13 protein-coding genes are annotated in these 16,867 nt (G+C 67.6%); 3 read left to right on the top strand and 10 right to left on the bottom strand.

Annotation, left to right across the window (positions count from 1 at the left end):
- Positions 1–128: 128 nt before the first annotated feature.
- From AC3IFE_RS06470 to ilvD, 7 genes are all read right to left on the bottom strand, one after another.
- Positions 129–1,532 (bottom strand): MFS transporter, encoded by a 1,404-nt coding sequence (locus tag AC3IFE_RS06470; protein ID WP_489189949.1) that lies wholly within the window; start codon positions 1,530–1,532, stop codon positions 129–131.
- A gap of 160 nt (positions 1,533–1,692) precedes the next feature.
- A complete protein-coding gene (locus tag AC3IFE_RS06465; RefSeq protein WP_489189948.1) occupies positions 1,693–2,994 on the bottom strand; it encodes an FAD-dependent oxidoreductase in 1,302 nt (433 codons plus the stop codon).
- Between the two features lie 64 nt (positions 2,995–3,058).
- Positions 3,059–3,514 carry an aconitase X swivel domain-containing protein gene (locus AC3IFE_RS06460; RefSeq protein ID WP_089470062.1) on the bottom strand — a complete coding sequence of 152 codons (456 nt, stop codon included), beginning with the start codon at positions 3,512–3,514 and terminating at the stop codon, positions 3,059–3,061.
- Positions 3,511–4,797 carry an aconitase X gene (locus tag AC3IFE_RS06455; RefSeq protein WP_489189947.1) on the bottom strand — a complete coding sequence of 429 codons (1,287 nt, stop codon included), beginning with the start codon at positions 4,795–4,797 and terminating at the stop codon, positions 3,511–3,513. The genes AC3IFE_RS06460 and AC3IFE_RS06455 overlap by 4 nt, the downstream gene beginning before the upstream one ends.
- Complete coding sequence (locus AC3IFE_RS06450; protein WP_489189946.1) at positions 4,798–5,715, bottom strand: TauD/TfdA dioxygenase family protein; 918 nt, start codon at positions 5,713–5,715, stop codon at positions 4,798–4,800.
- On the bottom strand, positions 5,705–7,087 hold the full coding sequence (locus AC3IFE_RS06445; RefSeq protein ID WP_489189944.1) for an MFS transporter: 1,383 nt from the start codon (positions 7,085–7,087) through the stop codon (positions 5,705–5,707). Before AC3IFE_RS06445 ends, AC3IFE_RS06450 begins: the two co-directional genes overlap by 11 nt.
- Before the next feature lies 1 nt (position 7,088).
- Positions 7,089–8,804, bottom strand: a complete 1,716-nt coding sequence (gene ilvD / locus AC3IFE_RS06440) for a dihydroxy-acid dehydratase (protein WP_489189943.1) — start codon at positions 8,802–8,804, stop codon at positions 7,089–7,091.
- Between ilvD and AC3IFE_RS06435 the strand changes: the two genes are divergently transcribed.
- Entirely contained in the window at positions 8,764–9,852 is a 1,089-nt protein-coding gene (locus tag AC3IFE_RS06435) for a LysR family transcriptional regulator (protein WP_489189942.1), read from the top strand. The genes ilvD and AC3IFE_RS06435 overlap by 41 nt on opposite strands.
- A gap of 215 nt (positions 9,853–10,067) precedes the next feature.
- Here the strand turns inward: AC3IFE_RS06435 and AC3IFE_RS06430 are convergent, their stop codons facing one another.
- The 3 genes from AC3IFE_RS06430 to AC3IFE_RS06420 all read right to left on the bottom strand — a co-directional run bounded on the left by AC3IFE_RS06430 (position 10,068) and on the right by AC3IFE_RS06420 (position 13,676).
- Positions 10,068–11,162 (bottom strand): potassium channel family protein, encoded by a 1,095-nt coding sequence (locus AC3IFE_RS06430; protein WP_089470068.1) that lies wholly within the window; start codon positions 11,160–11,162, stop codon positions 10,068–10,070.
- A 60-nt stretch (positions 11,163–11,222) separates the two neighbouring features.
- Positions 11,223–12,557 carry an NAD(P)/FAD-dependent oxidoreductase gene (locus tag AC3IFE_RS06425; protein ID WP_489189940.1) on the bottom strand — a complete coding sequence of 445 codons (1,335 nt, stop codon included), beginning with the start codon at positions 12,555–12,557 and terminating at the stop codon, positions 11,223–11,225.
- A 909-nt stretch (positions 12,558–13,466) separates the two neighbouring features.
- Entirely contained in the window at positions 13,467–13,676 is a 210-nt protein-coding gene (locus tag AC3IFE_RS06420) for a hypothetical protein (protein WP_027780901.1), read from the bottom strand.
- A 486-nt stretch (positions 13,677–14,162) separates the two neighbouring features.
- On the opposite strand from AC3IFE_RS06420, the gene AC3IFE_RS06415 reads away from it, so the two are divergent.
- On the top strand, positions 14,163–15,017 hold the full coding sequence (locus AC3IFE_RS06415; RefSeq protein ID WP_069616873.1) for a helix-turn-helix domain-containing protein: 855 nt from the start codon (positions 14,163–14,165) through the stop codon (positions 15,015–15,017).
- Positions 15,018–15,140: 123 nt separating this feature from the next.
- Positions 15,141–16,814 carry an ATP-binding domain-containing protein gene (locus AC3IFE_RS06410; RefSeq protein WP_489189938.1) on the top strand — a complete coding sequence of 558 codons (1,674 nt, stop codon included), beginning with the start codon at positions 15,141–15,143 and terminating at the stop codon, positions 16,812–16,814.
- The last annotated feature ends 53 nt before the right edge of the window (positions 16,815–16,867 follow it).

Below are 16,867 nucleotides of genomic sequence, written 5' to 3'. Positions count from 1 at the left end.
ATGCAATGAGGGGATGCGGATCAACGGCGGCGGAAACGAGCGTCGGGGCGCGAATGCGCCGCATGCATCGCTCTAGCGATCACGCTCGACCACGCGCCGCGCCCAGCCGGCGGGCCCGGCTGCCGTTCCTAGCGCTCCGCCGCGGGCAGCGGCGGCTCGGCGCCCGCGGGATCGCACTCCGCGAGCCCGTCGGCGTGCGTGTCGCCGGGCCGGTACATGCGACCGAGCACGAACATCAGCGCCGCGACGGCAACGACCGGCAGCGCCGCGACCTGGAACAGCTCGCGCACCGGCAGATGTCCGGCGAGCAGCATCCCGCCGATCATCGGGCCCGAGATCGAGCCGATCTTCGCCACGCCGATCGCGGTGCCGGTGCCTTTCGAGCGGAAGCTGGTGGGATAGACGATCGATGCGACGGCATTGAGACCGGCCTGCGTGCCGGCGACGCAAAAACCGACGCCGAACACGGCAGCCGTCAGCCAGGCCGTCTGGAGGTTCATGCCGAGCGCCGCGACGAGCGGAAAGCCGACGAGCGGCAAACAGGTGACGAGCCGCACGCCATGACGATCGATGAAGCGCATTAGCACGAGGCCGCCGAGCGTGCCGCCGACCGAGAACAGCGTCGTCATCAGCGCGGCGCGATGCGCGGCCACGCCGGTCGCCTCGATCAGCACCGGCAGCCAGTTTTGCAGGAAGAACAGCGCCATCGAATTCGCGATGTACGCGAGCCACAGAGCGGTCGTCACGTAGCGCAAACGGCCCGCGAACAGCATGCGCGGCGAGAACTTCGCGACCCGGGGCTCGTCGGTCACGACGAAGCGCGCATCCGGCGGGAACGGGAGTTCGGGCCGCACGCGCGCGGCGGTCGCCGCGATACCGTCGCGGGGCCAACCCTTGAGCACCTGATAGCGCAGGGACTCCGGCATCACGAACGACAGCGCGGCGGCCACCACGAGCGGCGCGAGCCCGCCGACCACGAATACCGCGGGCCAGCCGAAGTGCGGCACGAGCCATACGGCGACGCCGCCGCCGAAGCCCGCCCCGAGCGTATAGCCGGTAAACATCAGCGTGACCCAGGTGGCTCGCAGCCGCTTCGGTGCGAATTCAGACACGAGCACGAACGCGTTCGGCACCGCGCCGCCGATGCCGATACCCGCGGCGAAGCGCAGCCACAGCAGGTGGTCGACCGTCGACGCCCAGGCGGTCGCGAGCGTGACGAGCCCGTACCAGCACGCACCGGACAGAATCGCGCGCTTGCGGCCGATCCGGTCGCCGATATAGCCGAACAGGATCGAGCCGATCATGATGCCGAAGATGTTCGCGCCGAACACCGGGCCGAGCAAGCTGCGCTCGATGTGCCATGCGCGAATCAGCGAAGGCGCGGCGAACGCCAGCGCACTGAGCTCGTAGCCGTCGGTCAGCATCACGAGCCATGTCGACGCGATCAGCAGGATCGCGAAGCGGCCGATCCTCTGTTCGTCGATCAGGCGCGACACGTCCACCGTGCGCGCATCGGGCAGGGTTTGAATCATCGTCTCCTCCTCAGGTGCCGCGTGAGCCCCGGCAGATCCCGGCGCGTCGCGCGTTCCGTCATGTCTCTGGCCGGCGCGGCAGTGGGTGCTGTTCGCGAGCGTGCTTGCGGCGCGCCCGATGCACCTCTTTGGTCTTGCCGTGCCGCCGGCGGGTGTTGCGTCAGTCCTGCAGATGCGGTGGATCGATTCGATCGACGTTGTCGGCGAGCCGCTCGCGCAGCAGGCCGCGATCGATGTCGTGGACGCTGCCACCATCCGCGAGATCGAACGCGTGCGCCGCAGCCGCGCCCATCGCGATGCACGGCCCCATCACCCGCACGCTCGACAGCGCGGTCGCGTCCGCGTCGATGCAGCGGCCGACCGCGATCAGGTTGTCCGCGTCCTTCACGACGAGGCTGCCGAACGGCACGGTATGCAGATGGTCGTCGCCGAACGGCTTCCATTCATAGCCGTCGTCGCGATCGTGCAATTCGATCGGCCATGACGTGCGGGCGACCGCGTCCGGAAACTTCCTGGCGGCGATCACGTCTTCCGAGCGCAACTGCTGGGCGCCGACGATCCAGCGCGTCTGCCGGATGCCGGGCAGCCCGTAGCTGCGGATGTGCGCGTTGCGATAAATGTGCGGATACTCGGCGCGCAGGAACTCGAACGCGCGGTCCGCCTGTTCGCGGCCGGCGAGCGCGGTGCGCGACGCCGCCATCGGTTCGAGCGGCGTCTCGATGTGCGTCATGTTGGCAATGCCGATGTTGCGGCCGCGGAAATAGAACACGAGGCCGTCCTTGCGCTCCAGCCCATATGCGTGCGCCTTTTCCTCGACGCGCTCGCGAAACGCGGGCGGCGTCGGCAGGTCGGTCTCGTCGAGGTTCTCGAGCACGATCATCTGCGTGCCGCGAATCGGCGTTTCGGGCTCCTGGCAGTCGAACCCGGCCAGCCACGTGAGCGCGGCATCGCCGCTCGCGTCGACGAAGCCGTCGGCCGCGATGCGCACGTCGCCGTAGCGCGTCGCGACGTCGAGCTCGCGCACGCGCCGTCCTTCGCGCACCACGTCGCGCAACACGGCCCCGAGCACGACGGTGATGCCTGCGTCGAGAATCTTCTGCTCGATCCAGCGCGCGAGCGCGACTTCGTCGTACAGCACGACGGTCGTCAGCGGCCCTTCCTTGTAGTGCAGCGCGCCTTTCTCGCCGAGATCGCGCAGGATGCCGTCCGCGATCCCGTGCGTCACCTGGAAGCGCTTCGGCCCGTTCGAGAACAGCCCGCAGAACGTGCCGATGATCGAGTTGACGGCCTGGCCGCCGAGCGCGGGCAGGCTGTCCACCAGCACGACCTTGCGGCCCAGCGCGGCCGCTTCGAGCGCAGCCGAGGTGCCGGCGATGCCCGCGCCGACGATGCACACGTCGGCGTCGAGTGTCCAGCCCGTCGGCCGTCCGTCGCGACGGACGATACGAGTACCAGTCTTCAAAACATGTTCTCCTTGAAACCTTGAAAAATCATGGCGGCGGCGCGGCCGAGGCCGCGCGCCGGAATCAGGTGCGGCTGCGCTTGAGCACTTCGACGACGCCGCGCTCGGCATCGACGCGAACCCAGTCGCCCGTTTCGATCACGTCGAGCGGATCGACGTCGAAGCCGGTCAGCGACGGCGCGTGGCTCACCACCGCGCCGAGCGCGATCTTGGTCGTCATTTCGTTGAACAGCATCGCTGCCGGCGCGGTGCCGGCGATCCGCGCGATATGGAACTGGCTGGACCATCCCGACGAACCCTTCGCACCGGGAAACACCAGCACCTTGTTCGCGAAGCTCTGGCCGCGCAGTTCGTGACGCGTCTCGATGATCGTGCCGGTGCGCGGATCGATGCCGCCCCAGCCGGAGATGCGATCGCGCGTGACGAGCGCCTCGCCCTCGACACAGCCGCCGACCACCTTGCGCCCGCGCAGCACGATCGGCGTGCCGGCGTTGCCCGTCATGTCGCGATTCGTGCTCATGCGGCCAGCCCTCCGCGCCAGCGGCCGCTCACCGCCGCCTCGATACAATCGGCCGTGGTGCCGAACCACGCCTGCACGCCCATGATCGCCGGCAGGTAGTGCGCCTGCTTCGCCGAGTCGAGCGCGACGACGCGCGTACCCTTGGGCATCACGCGGCCGATCGCCGAGCACGTGTCGGTCATCAGCACGCCGCCCGCGTCCTCGATCAGCTTCGTATAGCCGGCCTGGTCCGCGAGCTGGCGGGTCGCGCGGGCGGTGAAGATCCACAGTTCGGTATTCGCGCCGATCCGGCGGCCTTCGAGCAACTGGCAGACCTCCCAGATCTGTTCGATCGAATAGTGCGGACAGCCGAGCATCACGAAGTCGACCTGAGCGTCTTTCGCGGTGGTGTTGACGCGCTCGTACGCGATGCGCCGCTCGGCCGCGCCGTAGCGGATCGTCTCGAGCGGCTTGCGGCCGCGCAACGCTTCGTCGCGCGTGCGCGCTTCCGGCGTCTGGCCGACGACGTGGTACATCTCGACGCCGCCCGACGAAGCCGCGGCCGCGCCGAAGTGCTTGAGCTTCGGCAGGTTCGGCACGTCGCGCAGCCCGTCGATCACCGGAATGCGGTCCTGCACGACTTCGCCGACGTAGTAGCCGAGCAGCCCCCAGTCCTGCACCGTCTTGACCTCGACGTCGAGTTCGATCAGATGCGTGCCGCCGCGGTTTTCATCGAGGTGCAGGCCCCAATACGGAATCTTGCCGGTCAGCATCGCGGCGCCGGTGCTCTCGCGCCCTTCGGCATTGGTGCGCGCGCCGAGCACCGCGTTGATGTAGATGACCGCCGACGACTCCATCCACGCGCAATGCTCGCCGCGCACCGGCACGTTACCGATCAGGTACGGCGCACAGGTATTGAGCGGCTGAATGCCGAGCCGTCCCGTGAACGCCTCGCCCTGGCGGTACAGCTTCACGATCTCGCCGTCGACGCCCTGGCGCTGCGCATGCTGCGGGTCGAGCCCTTGCTGCAGATGGCTGCTGAAGACCTTCGCCTTCGGCACCTCGACCACCTCGGGGCTGTCGAGATTGAATTCGGAAAACACCGCGTCGAGGCCGCCGTGCTTCGCCGCGTAATCGCGCAGGAACGGCATCGTCGCGCCGACCGTGCCGCACACGTTGTTCGTATCCACCAGGCGGGACGCGCCGAGCGCTTCGCCGTAGCGCACCAGCAGATCCATCGCGCGCTGCACGGCCGCACCGTCGCGACCGTCGAGCATTGCCCGTTCTTCGTCGTTCAACTGCATTTAGCGTGCTCCCAGTGCAGGTTCGAGTGGCTCGGCCGACGCCGCCGCGTGCCGGTCGACGTCGATCGTCGTCGCGCGCCGCAGCTCGCGGCGTACCGACAGATCGTGACGGCGGCCACGGTGCAGCGTGCAGCGGTTGTCCCAGATCACGAGGTCGCCGGGCAGCCAGCGATGCGAATACACGAAGCGACGCGCGGTCGCATGCTCGAGCAGCTCCATCAGTTGCACGCGGCCTTCGGCCAGCGTGCGACCGACGACATGCGTCGCGTGCGCGCCGATGAATAGATGCCGGCGCCCCGACCCGGCGTGCTCGCGCACGAGCGGCCAGCGCACCGGTGGCAGCGCGTTGCGCTGCTCGTCGCTGTAGTCGGTGTCGCCGAGCAGGAAGCGCGAGTGCAGCGCGTAGTGCTCCGCTTCGAGCCCTTCGAGTTCGCGCCGATCGCGAGGATCGAGCGCATCCCACGCGGCCCGCATGTCCGCGAACTCGGTCTCGCCGCCCCACTCTGGCACGATCACCGCATGCAGCATCGAATAGCGCGCCGCCGGCTGCTGGAACGAACTGTCGCTGTGCCACAGCCGGTTCGCGAGATTGCCGACGATGCGCCGGTGCGCGCGGTCCGCGATCTGTCCGGACTCGTCCACGTTCGAGATGTCCGCGAGTTCCTGGAAGGCGAGCCGCGCATGCGGACGCGCCACGCGCTTGAAACCGAGATCGAGCGGCCCGAGCGCGCGCGCGAACGCGAGCTGCTGGTCCTGCGTGAGCGGCTGGCCGCGGAACACCAGCACCGCGTAGCGGTTCATCGCGGCGTCGATCGCGCACGCGAGCGGTTCGGAAACGGGCGCCGTCAGATCGATGCCGCTGGCAAGGCCGACGAAATCCGGGCGCGCGGCGTCAATGGGAACGACTTCAAGCGACATGGGCGGCTCCTGTTTGAGCGTTGTCCGGCGCGGCATCGTCGCCGCGGCGATGCAGGCGGCCGAGCGCGAACGCGAGCAGCGCGACGAAGGCGACCGGTATCGCGCCGAGAAAGAACATCCGTTCGACCGGCAGATGCGCGGCCATCAGCATCCCGCCGATCACCGGCCCGGCGATCGCGCCGATCTTCTGGATACCGACCGCCGCCCCCGTGCCTTTCGCGCGCAGCGCGGTTGGATAGACGAGTGCCGCGACCGCGTTCAGGCCGAACTGCGTGCCGACCACCGTGAAACCGGTCAGGAACACCGCCGCGACCAGCATCGGCGCGGGCAGTCCAGTGCCGAGCAGCGCGACGAGGGGCGTGCCGACGAGCGGCAGCACGGTGATGATGATGGCGCCGCGCGTGTCGACGAAGCGCATCAGCGCAAGCCCGCCCAGCGTGCCGCCGACCTGGAACATCGTCGAGACGAGCGCCGCGTCGCGCGGTGCGAGACCGACGCTTTCGATCAGCGCCGGCAGCCAGCTGCTGAGAAAGAACAGCGCCATCGAGTTCGCGATGTAGACGGCCCACAGCACTGGCGTCAGCGCGCGCAGCCGGCCCGCGAACAGCAGCCGCAGCGAGCCGTCGCGGCGGCGCTCGTGTGCGAGGTTCTGCGAAGCGCTGCCGATAACGAAGCGGGTATGCGGCGCGACAACGACGCCCGGCGCGATCCGCGCGACGATTCGTGCGACTTCGGCGTGACGGCCCTTGAGCGTCAGGAAGCGGATCGACTCCGGCACCGCGAACCACAACATCGCGCTCGACACGAGCGGCGCGATGCCGCCGATCACGAACACCACCTGCCAGCCGAACTTCGGCACAAGCCACGCCGACACGAGGCCGCCCGCGCTGCTGCCGATCGTATAGCCCGAGTACATCAGCGTGACCCACGTCGCGCGCCAGCGTTTCGGCGCGAACTCCGTCGTATAGGCGATCGCGTTCGGCACCACGCCGCCGATGCCGATGCCCGCCAGAAAGCGCAGTACCAGCAGCTGTTCGAGGCCGGTTGCGCGCGACGCGGCGAGCGTGAAGCCCGCGAGCACGACGCTGCCGATCACGATCATGCGTTTGCGGCCGATCACGTCGCCCAGATAGCCGAGCACGAACGCGCCGATCATCGTGCCGAACACGAATGCACCGAACACCGGGCCGAGCACGCCGTGTTCGAGGTGCCACGCGCGGCTGAGGGCCGGGGCCGCGAACGCCATCGCGGCGAGGTCGTAGCCCTCGGTCATCATCATCACGCCCATCGCGACGATCAGCAGCACACCAAAGCGGGTGGTCTGCCGCCGCTCGATCACGGTGCCGATGTCGATTGCGGTTTCGTCGCCCATCTCAACGCTCCCGCGCCGGCCGCTCGGCGCCGAGCACCGCGCCTTGCGGCATCGTGCCGACCGTCGCGCGGTAGATTTTCAGCCAGCCGGTATCGTTGACCGGCGCCGGACGCTGCCACGCGGCGCGGCGGCGCACCAGCTCGGCTTCGTCGACCTTCAGATCGCAGACGCGCCGGTCCAGATCGATTTCGATCGTATCGCCGTCCTCGACGAACGCGAGCGGGCCGCCGGTCGCGGCTTCCGGCGAGACTTCCGCGACCACCAGCCCCTTGCAGACGAGCCCCGACAAATGCCCGTCGGTGAGCATCGCGACCTGCTCGGACAAGCCCGCACCGTCGATCGCGAACACCACGCGCGACGCCCCACCGCCCATCGCGGGGCCGCCGCACACGCCCGCGCCGCGCATCACGACGACCTTGCCCGGTTGCACGCGGCCGTCCTTGATCGCGGCGATCGCCTCGTCGGAGGTCGAGAAGCAGATCGCATCGCCGCTGAACGCACGCTGCTTGGTCGGCGAGATGCCGAATTTGACGATGCCGGCCTGCGGGGCGAGGTTGCCGCGCACCAGCACGATGGCCGGATGGTTCGCGAACGCGCGCTGCGGCGGGCGAATCACGTCGTCGTCGGCGACGCTCGCATCGGCCAGGTTGCCCTTCACCGTGCGCCCGGTCACCGTCAGCGCACCGGTGTCGAGCCAGGCTTCGAGCCGCTTCATCACGCCGCGGCCGCCGCCCGCCGCCTCCAGTTGCTCGATCGTGTGCGAACCGACCGGACGCACGCCGGTCAGCACCGGGATCTGCGCGGCGAATGCTTCGAACAGCGCGTACACGTCGACGTCGAGCCGGCCTTCGGCCGCGATCGCCTGCAAGTGCTTGACCGTATTGATCGAGCCGCCGACCGCGAGCACCGTCTTCACCGCATTCTCGAACGCGCCGCGCGTGAGGATGTCGCGCGGCTTCAGGTCGTCGCGCACCATCTCGACGATGCGCGCGCCGGCTTCGCGCACGAACGCGAACATCCTGTCGCTGTTGGCGGCGACCGGCGTGCTGCCGGGCAACGACATGCCGAGCGCCTCGCTGACCATGTGCATCGAGTTCGCGGTGCCGAGACCCGAGCACACACCCGGGCCGCGAATCGCGTTCTGGCTCATGCCGATCAGGTCCTCGACGGGCAGTGTGCCGGTCAGTGCATGCATCGCGCCGACGAACACGTCTTCGATGTCCACGTGCTCGCCGCGATATTCGCCGCTCGGCTGATAACCGCACGCGACGACGATGCTCGGGATATTCAGTCGCGCGGCGGCCATCAGCTGGCCCGGCACGGTCTTGTCGCACGACGCGAGGCACACCATGCCGTCGAGCTGCGCGCCCTCGACGGCCACTTCGATGTCGTTCGTGACGAGGTCGCGCGCGGCCAGCATGTAGGCGCCGCGCGCGCCTGCTCCGGTGATGAAGTCGCTCGGCGCCGCGGTGCGGATCTCGAACGGCAGCGCGCCCGCGGCGCGGATCGCCTGCTTCAGTTGCGCGGCGATGCCGTCGAGATGGCTGAAGCAGGTGGCGAGTTCGGACGAGGAATTGACGATGGCGATCTTCGGCTTGTCGAGGTCTTCCTCGCGGATGCCGAGATTGCGCCACTGAGCGGCGCGCACCGCGCCGAGGTACGAACCGCGCGGAAAATTGCTGCGCAACGGGCGTTGCGGCTTGCGTCCATCGGACATGGTGTCTCACTCCTTTGTTGTGGAAACGATGGTAGGAAGCCCGATAAAATCCGTCAATTATGTGAAATCGATAGGTATCATCCAAACCATGGATATTCGTCAGGTCGATCTGAATCTGTTGAAAGTGTTCGATGCGCTGCTGAAAAAGCGCCATGTGACGCAGGCGGGCGTCAGCATCGGGCTCAGCCAGCCGGCGATGAGCTACGCATTGTCGAAACTGCGCGAACTGTTCGAGGACCCGCTGTTCGTGCGCACGGGCCGCGGCATGGAGCCGACCCCGCGCGCGCAGGCCCTCGGCGAGCCGGTAGCGCGGCTACTGGATCTCGTGCAGACCGAAATCCTGCCGATGCCCGAGTTCCGCCCGGCCGAGTCGTCGCGCAACTTCGTGCTGTGCATGTCGGACATCGGCGAAATGGTGTTCCTGCCCCGCCTGGAGAGCTTTCTCGACAAGGCCGCGCCGCACGTGAACATCAAGACGGTCGCGCTCGGCATGCTGGAACTGGAGGAGGGGCTGGCAAGCGGCGACGTCGACCTCGCGATCGGCTACTTTCCGGGGTTGAACAGCGAATCGCTGAAGCGCAAGGCGCTGTACCGGCATTCGTACGTGTGTATCGCCCGCGAAGGTCATTCGGAAATCGGGGACACGCTGTCGCTCGATCAGTACCGTGCCGCCGCCCATGTGATGGTGCATCCCGAAGGCCGCGAGCAGGACGTGCTGGCACGCACGCACGAGCGTCTAGGGATTCGCGTCAACGTACGCTTCAGTACGCCGCGCTTTATCGGCGTGCCGTTCGTCGTCGCCGGGTCGGACATGATCGCGGCGGTGCCGCAGGCCGTCGGGCGGCGCTTCGCGGAGCTCGTGAACGTCAAGCTGCTGCCGCTGCCCTTCCCCGCGCCCACGTACGAGCTTTATCTGCACTGGCATCCGCGTTTTCATCACGAGCCGGCCAACCGCTGGATCCGCGACGCGATGAGCGAACTCGTCAAGGGGCCGATGCAGCACGAGCCGTTGCCGAATACAAAGCGGATGCGTTTGACGGGAGCCTAGGACATCAGATCGCAAGCACCCGTGGTGAAATATCCTTGGGAAGGATCGATCTGCTTCCGTAGACAAAAATAAAGTCGTCACCGTTTGCGAAGTGAAAGTGTCACTTCGCCGGTCGGCATCGACTGAGAAACGGAAAACTGTCGCAAACTCGGGGGCTTGAGTGTCGAGAAATAAAGTGTCGCCGATCCCGGTGTTGCGAAGACGGGCACCCGCCCTCAAACATCCGGATCCGGAATCCGCGCCGACTGAATCACCACCAGCGTGTCGCCCGCCTCGATCCTGCATGGCGGGTCCTCGTAAAACGAGTAAATCTTCCCGCAGCGATCGAGCCCGACCACGATCGCGCCGGGCACGACGTTCGTCAGGCAGCCCACCTCATGCGGCAACGCCTCGCGCTCGACCAGCGTCGCGCGCCCGCGCGTCGACAGCATGTCATTCACGAACGGCACGATGTAACGGCTATGAACCGCATCCGCCAGCAACAGCGCGCCGATCTTCGTCGACGACACGATCACGTCCGCGCCGGCCTGCCGCAGTTGCCGCTGGTACAGGTTCTCCTGGATCCGCACGACGATCTTCGTATCGGGCGCGATGCTGCGCACCGACAGCGTCAGCAGGATCGCGGTCGGATCGTCGGTCACCGAAATGATCACGGCCTTCGCCGCGCGCACCTGCGCCTGCTGCAACAGATCCTCGTGCGCCGGATCGCCGAGCAATCCGGTCACGCCGAGCGACGTCGCGGCTTCGAGCGCCTGCTGCTGCGCATCGATCACGATGATCGTCGCGGGATCAGTGCCGCTTTCCAGCAACTCGCGCACCGCGATCGACCCCGACAGGCCATAACCGCACACGACGATGTGATCGGACAGTTGCTTCTGCAGGCGTTTCATGCGGAATTCCTCGATGACGCGCTGGATCACGAACTGATACGCCGTGCCCAGGAAAATGAACCAGATACCGATGCGGATCGGCACGATGAAGAACGCATCGAGCAGGCGCGCCCGCGCCGTGACGGGCACGATATCGCCGTAGCCGACCGTCGCGACCGTGACCATCGTGAAGTACACGAGATCGGCGACCGTCATCGGCGTGCTCTTCGTCGAATCGCGCAGGCCGTCGCGATCGAGATACAGCACGAGGAACGCCAGCGCGCACAACAGCACGACCGCGCCGAGACGGAACAGCAGCGTGCGCCGCGGCGACGTCGCGGGACGCGTGAACAGCGTGCGCGCACGCGGCGCCTGCCACGGATTGCGGGCGCGACGCAGGCGCATGCGCAACGAGCGGCGTTGATCGGATGGCGTGGCCAACGGGGAATCTCCTGAGGGATGCGGGCTCGATTCTACGACGGGAACACGTGCGCCCGGCCGTCACAGCATGCTGCGCGGCCGCACCATCGTCCCGTCGACGAAACGCCGCGCGCGAAACGCCGACAGGTCGAGCGACGGCGCGCCCGTGTCGATCCATTCGGCGAGCAGCCGGCCGACGATCGGCCCCATCGCGAAACCGTGCCCGCAGAACCCCGTCGCGATCGCGAGCCCCGACGGCGCGCCGGGCGCATCGATCACCGGGATGCCGTCCGGCAACACGTCGATCAGGCCGGCCCATGCCTCGACGATCTGCGCATCCTTCAGCGCGGGAAAGATCGCCTTGAGCTTCGCGAGCGCGCGCGGCGCATGCGCGCGATTCGGCTGCGGCTGCGGATCGCGCGGCTCGATCGGCCCGGTCGAGCCGTTGATGCGGGCGAGCACGTCGCGCCACGCGGACGCACCCAGTTGAAGCCGGAATTTGTCGCGCTGCGACCAGAATTGCGGCCAGAAGAGGCTCAATCCGCGCAAATGGCCGAGCGTCAGATCGACGTCGACCTGCATGTCGTCGGCGAGATTGATCGCGCCGTTCCTGCGCTGCCGGATGCCGAGGCCATGGCCCCATACCGTCGCCGCCGTCACCGGCGGGACCACGTTGGTGCGCATGCAGGTGCCCCGCACGGCCTGCTGCGGCAGCCGGATGCCGACGCCGTCGAGCAGGCGGAAACTGGTCGCGCCGGCCGCGCAGATCACACGCCGCGTGCGGATCGTGCCGCGTTCGGTCGCCACGCCGACGACCGTGCCGCCGGCCGTCTCGATCGCGGTCGCGCCGCAGCCTTCGAAGAAACGCGCGCCGGCCTCGGTCGCGCGCGCCGCGAATGCGGCGGCCACGCGACGCGGCTCGGCCTGCCCGTCGGTCGCCGTATACAAGCCGCCGAGGGTACGCGTGTGCGTCGACAGCCCATTCACGCGTTCGTCGATCTGCGCGCGCGTCAGCGTGCGCGTGTCGAGCCCGTGCTCGCGCGCGACCGTGAGCCACGCCTGGAACGATGCCCAGTCGTCTTCGTTGTCCGCCATGTAGAGACAGCCGCCCTGCCGCCATTCGAGATCGAAGCCGAGCGCGTGCTCCAGCCCTTCCCAGATCCGCATGCCGGCCATCATCAGCGGCACTTCGGCGGATTCGCGTCCCTGCTGTCGCACGAAGCCCCACGCGCGCGTCGATTGCTGGCCGGCGATGCGCGACTTGTCGAGCACGACGGCTTTGAGGCCGCGCAGGCCGAGGTAGTAAGCCGCCGCGCAGCCCATGATGCCGGCCCCGGCGATCACGACGTCGGCTTCGGGCGGAAACGCCGTATCGGGGTCGCTCAATGCGTCGTGCAGCGGATAGGTGGTGGTCATTGTTTTCTATCGAGTGTCAATGCATGGCCGGCAAAGCTTATCGCGGCAACGTCGTCGCATGAAGCGATAAATTGCGGGAAACCGTCATTCGGCCATCCCTTCGTGGCCGACCATCGCATTGACGCCGATTGCGGTCGCGCGGCCCGCCGAAGCCACGGGGCCGGAGCCGCGTGTTGCATTGACGGTTGTCGTCGCTGGCGCATCGATACCGGCCGCGATGCACTCGTCGACCGACGCCGGCGCTCCGGCACCCGGGGCCGTTGCGGAAATTCCGTTCGACGAGGCGAGGCCGCGGAGCGCAACGCGAACCGCCGCGTCGAAATGGACTCGACGTCCGACGCGATCGTCCTCTCGCAATCCAGGATTTTTTATTCGATAAGGACTGCAAATACAACGTCAAACCATGCCCGCTCCATGTCGAAGAACTGGCAATGTCCTGTGCGGTCGGCCCCGGTCAACAAGCGATCGCGACAATCGCTTCCTGCTACCGGAACCGCGGCCGATCCGGCGTGACCGAGTATGTTCGGTCCGTGCTCGTGGACGCAGCGAGGGGTAATCGTCTGCACAAAGAGAACGAGCGGACGCGATCCGTCACGGGGAAGAAGCGCCCGACAACCCACGGCCGGAGACCATCCCGGTCGTCGTCGGGCGCGGGCCCGGACACCCCTCCTCTCGAACGGAAACGTCGAACGACACGAATGGTGATCGAGATTGCCCGTCGGCGATCCGTGATCGTTGCGCGGGCGCGCAAGCGGGTCGACGCCGCGCTCACCGAAGCAGCGGCAGATGGAATCATCAATCTACAAATTTCCGAACGCATTCGCAATATTCAGGCAGGAATTCCCGTCGCTCGGGGCGCCGCACCGGTCGACCGATGCCCGCATTGCACGGGCATGCGCACGCGCCGCGCTACGCATAGCGGCTCAGCCACTCTTCTGAGAATTGTCTTGCGTACGCGACTGCTTCGGCTTCGGTCTCGAATTCACCCAGCTTGCGGAACGCAGCTTCCCGGCTGAAACCCACCTTCGTGACCTCGACCTGCGCGGCATATTTGCCGGCCTCCGTCACGCGCGGCTCGCAGTTCATCTCGTATCCGCGCATCAAGAATTTCTTCTGCATCGGTTCAACACTTTTTTGAGACAAGAAAATCGTAGCACGCCGCTGCGCTGGCGCCGAAAATGTATCCGCGTTGGTTTCACTAGAGGAAACCGTCGATCGCCCATTCTCCGGAGGCTTCGGCCGGCCGTCGCGCGATATCCTCCAAAACTCGGGGCGAATACCTCGTTCCGGGCGGTACGCGCCCCGCGTTGGTGCATGGCGCGGCGATTACCCGCCGCTTCGTATGGAATCGCATCCGGACCGGTTGAAATCCGCCCCGACGGTGCCGAACGCGCCTTCCCGCCCACGCGCCGCGACAGGCCGGACGTAACTTCATGACACACCTTTCACACAAACGCACCTTTCACCACACTGAATGCCGACCATTTTGCGGTAAAGTTATCTTTTCCGTGCGTGGCCGGTCGGCTCGCCATTGGACGTCATGAAGACTGTCCGCCGAGACTGCCGCAAGGCGTCGTTCTGAACGTCACGATCCGTTCCCGTAGCATGACCACTGAAGCAATCACCACGGATTCCCTCGCGGTTGCCGAGCGCGTGCGCGAGCTGATGACCCGCAACGGCATCGGCAAGCGCCAGCAGACCACCGAGCTGTGCCGCATCCTCGATCTGAGTTTCTCGCAAGGCCACCGCAAACTGCGCGGCAGCAGCCCCTGGACGCTCGCGCAGATCAAGAAAGTCGCCGAAGCGTACGGCGAACCCGCCGCCCAGTTGTTCGGCGCGCAAACGCTCGACCCCGGCATGGTCGGCGCCTATTCGCAGGAAGCCGTCCTGTATGCGGGCGTCGCCGAGATTCCATGCACCGCCTGGATCGGCGCGCCGCTCGAAGCCGGCGCGCGCCCCGAGTTCGTCGCGTACGAACAGAACGGCCGTTGGCGCGTGCTGCGCCATACCGGCGTGCTGTACCAGAACGCATACGACGTACACAAGATCGAGATCTACCCGCGCCGTGCGGAGAGCGACAAGCTCGTCATCGCGGTGATCGATCCCGATCGCGTCAGCGCGACCGAGCTGTGCCGCTATCTCGAACGGCAAAGTTTCGCGACGGCCGCGTTCGACGGCCTCGCGGCGTTCGTCGACGCGCTGCAGGGCCAGGCCTTCGACGCGGTCCTGACCGAATGGCTGTTCGACGACGGCACGGCCGCCACCGCGATCAAGGCCGTGCGCACGTCCGACAACCCGGGCGCGCCGATTTTCGTGCTGACGGGCGACCTGCTCACCGGCCGCGCGAGCGAAGCCGACATCAGCGAAGTGATCCGCGCGTTCGACGTGGTGTGCTACGAAAAACCCGCGCGCATGGCGATCCTCAGCGCCGATCTCGCGAAGCGGCTCGCGCGCGGCTGACGTCCGCCGGGCAGGCCGCCCGTCGAACGGCCAACGCACGCGCGCCGCCGCGGGAATGAACGGGTTCCTCAGTACAATAGCCGCACCCGTTCACGCCCACGCCGGCATCCGCCGCCCGACTCCATGGCCCGCCTCATCCCCGATGACTGGAAAAGCCTCGCCGCGACCGGCGCGGCCGAACGCGAACGCGAAACGCTCGCCTCGCTCGAACACGCGCTGCCCGACAGCTACACCGTGTATCACGGCGTCCACTGGACGCGCGCCGACCAGGCGTTCTCGGTGTTCGGCGAAGCCGCGTTCGTCGTCGTGAGCCCCGCCGGCCGCGTGCTGCTGATCGAGCAGAAGGCCGGCTTCCTGCGCGAAACCCCGAAAGGGCTCGTGAAGGTCTACCTGCAGAAGGAGCGCAATGTCCCGATCCAGCTCGCGCGCACGCAGGAAACGCTGCACCGGCGGCTGACGGCGGCGCTCGGCGCGGGCGTCTACGGCGTCGAGGCGCTGCTGTACTGCCCCGACTACTCGATCCGCGACGCGTCGATCGCCGGCGTCGCGCCCGACCGCATCGTCGATGCGTCGCGCAAGGCACAGCTCGCGCAAGTGATCCTGCGGATCCTGCCCGAGGACGACGAACACTTTCCCAACGCGCCGAAGCTCCACCATTTCCTCGCGGACGAACTCGCGCTCACGCCCGACACGAGCGCGCTCGTCGGGCAGGCCGGCACGCTCGTCACGCGGTTATCGGGCGGGCTCGCCGCATGGGCGCGCCAGCTCGACTTCACGCCGTTCCGGCTGCGCGTCACCGGCACCGCAGGGTCGGGCAAGACACAGCTCGCGGTGCAGGTGATGCGCGACGCCGTCGCGGCCGGCCGGCGCGTGCTCTACGTATGCTTCAACCGGCCGCTCGCCGACTACATCGCGCGCATCGCGCCGCCCGGCGCGAAGATCGCGAATTACCACCAGCTGTGCGACTGGGTCGCGCGCGACGGCGGCTATACGCCCGACTTCCAGGTGCCCGGCGAATTCGAACGGCTCGAGGCGCGCTTCGCGCAAGCGCCGATTCCCGACCGCTGGCGCTTCGACGTGCTGATCGTCGACGAAGGGCAGGATTTCCATGGGCCGTGGGCGGCCGCGCTGGAACGCCTGCTCACGCCGGACGCCGCATGGTGGTGGCTGGAAGATCCGCTGCAGAACCTGTACATGCGCGAACCGGTCGCGCTGCCCGGCTGGGTCACGCTGAAGGCGCTCACGAATTACCGCAGCCCGCGCGACCTGCTCGACTTCGTGCGCGACGTCGTCGGCCGCGTCGAGCCGCTCGCGGCCGAACTGCGCTCGGGCAGCCCGTTCGACGGCTCCGAACCGTCGGTGTCCGCATACGGGGAAGACGGCGCGCCGGACGACGCACTGGCGCAAGCCTGCATCGACGCGACCAAACGCGCGATCACGCACGCGCTGTCGCTCGGCTTCCGCAAGCAGGACATCGCGGTGCTGTCGTACCGCGGCCGCGAAGGCTCGGTGCTCGCGCCGCTCGACCAGCTCGGCCCCCACCGGATCAAGCGCTTCACCGGCAAGTACGATCTGTTCGGCAACCCTGAATATCGCGAAGGCGACGTGCTGCTCGATTCGATCTACCGCTTCAAGGGCCAGTCGGCGCCGTGCGTGATCCTCACCGAAGTCGACTTCGACACGCTCGACGCGCGTGCCGCGCGCAAGCTGTTCGTCGGCGCGACGCGCGCGACGATGAAGCTGCTGATCGTCGCGTCGTCGCGCGCGGCCGCGCAACTCGCGGACGCGGCGGGTTGATGCGGCGGGCGGGCGCCTGTCCGCACAGATCCGCGGCAACTCACCCCGTCACG

This window comes from Burkholderia sp. APQ4-4ca (genome assembly GCF_057837105.1).
The sequence above is the reverse complement of the archived record's forward strand: the minus strand, read 5'-3'. Positions and strand labels throughout refer to the sequence as shown.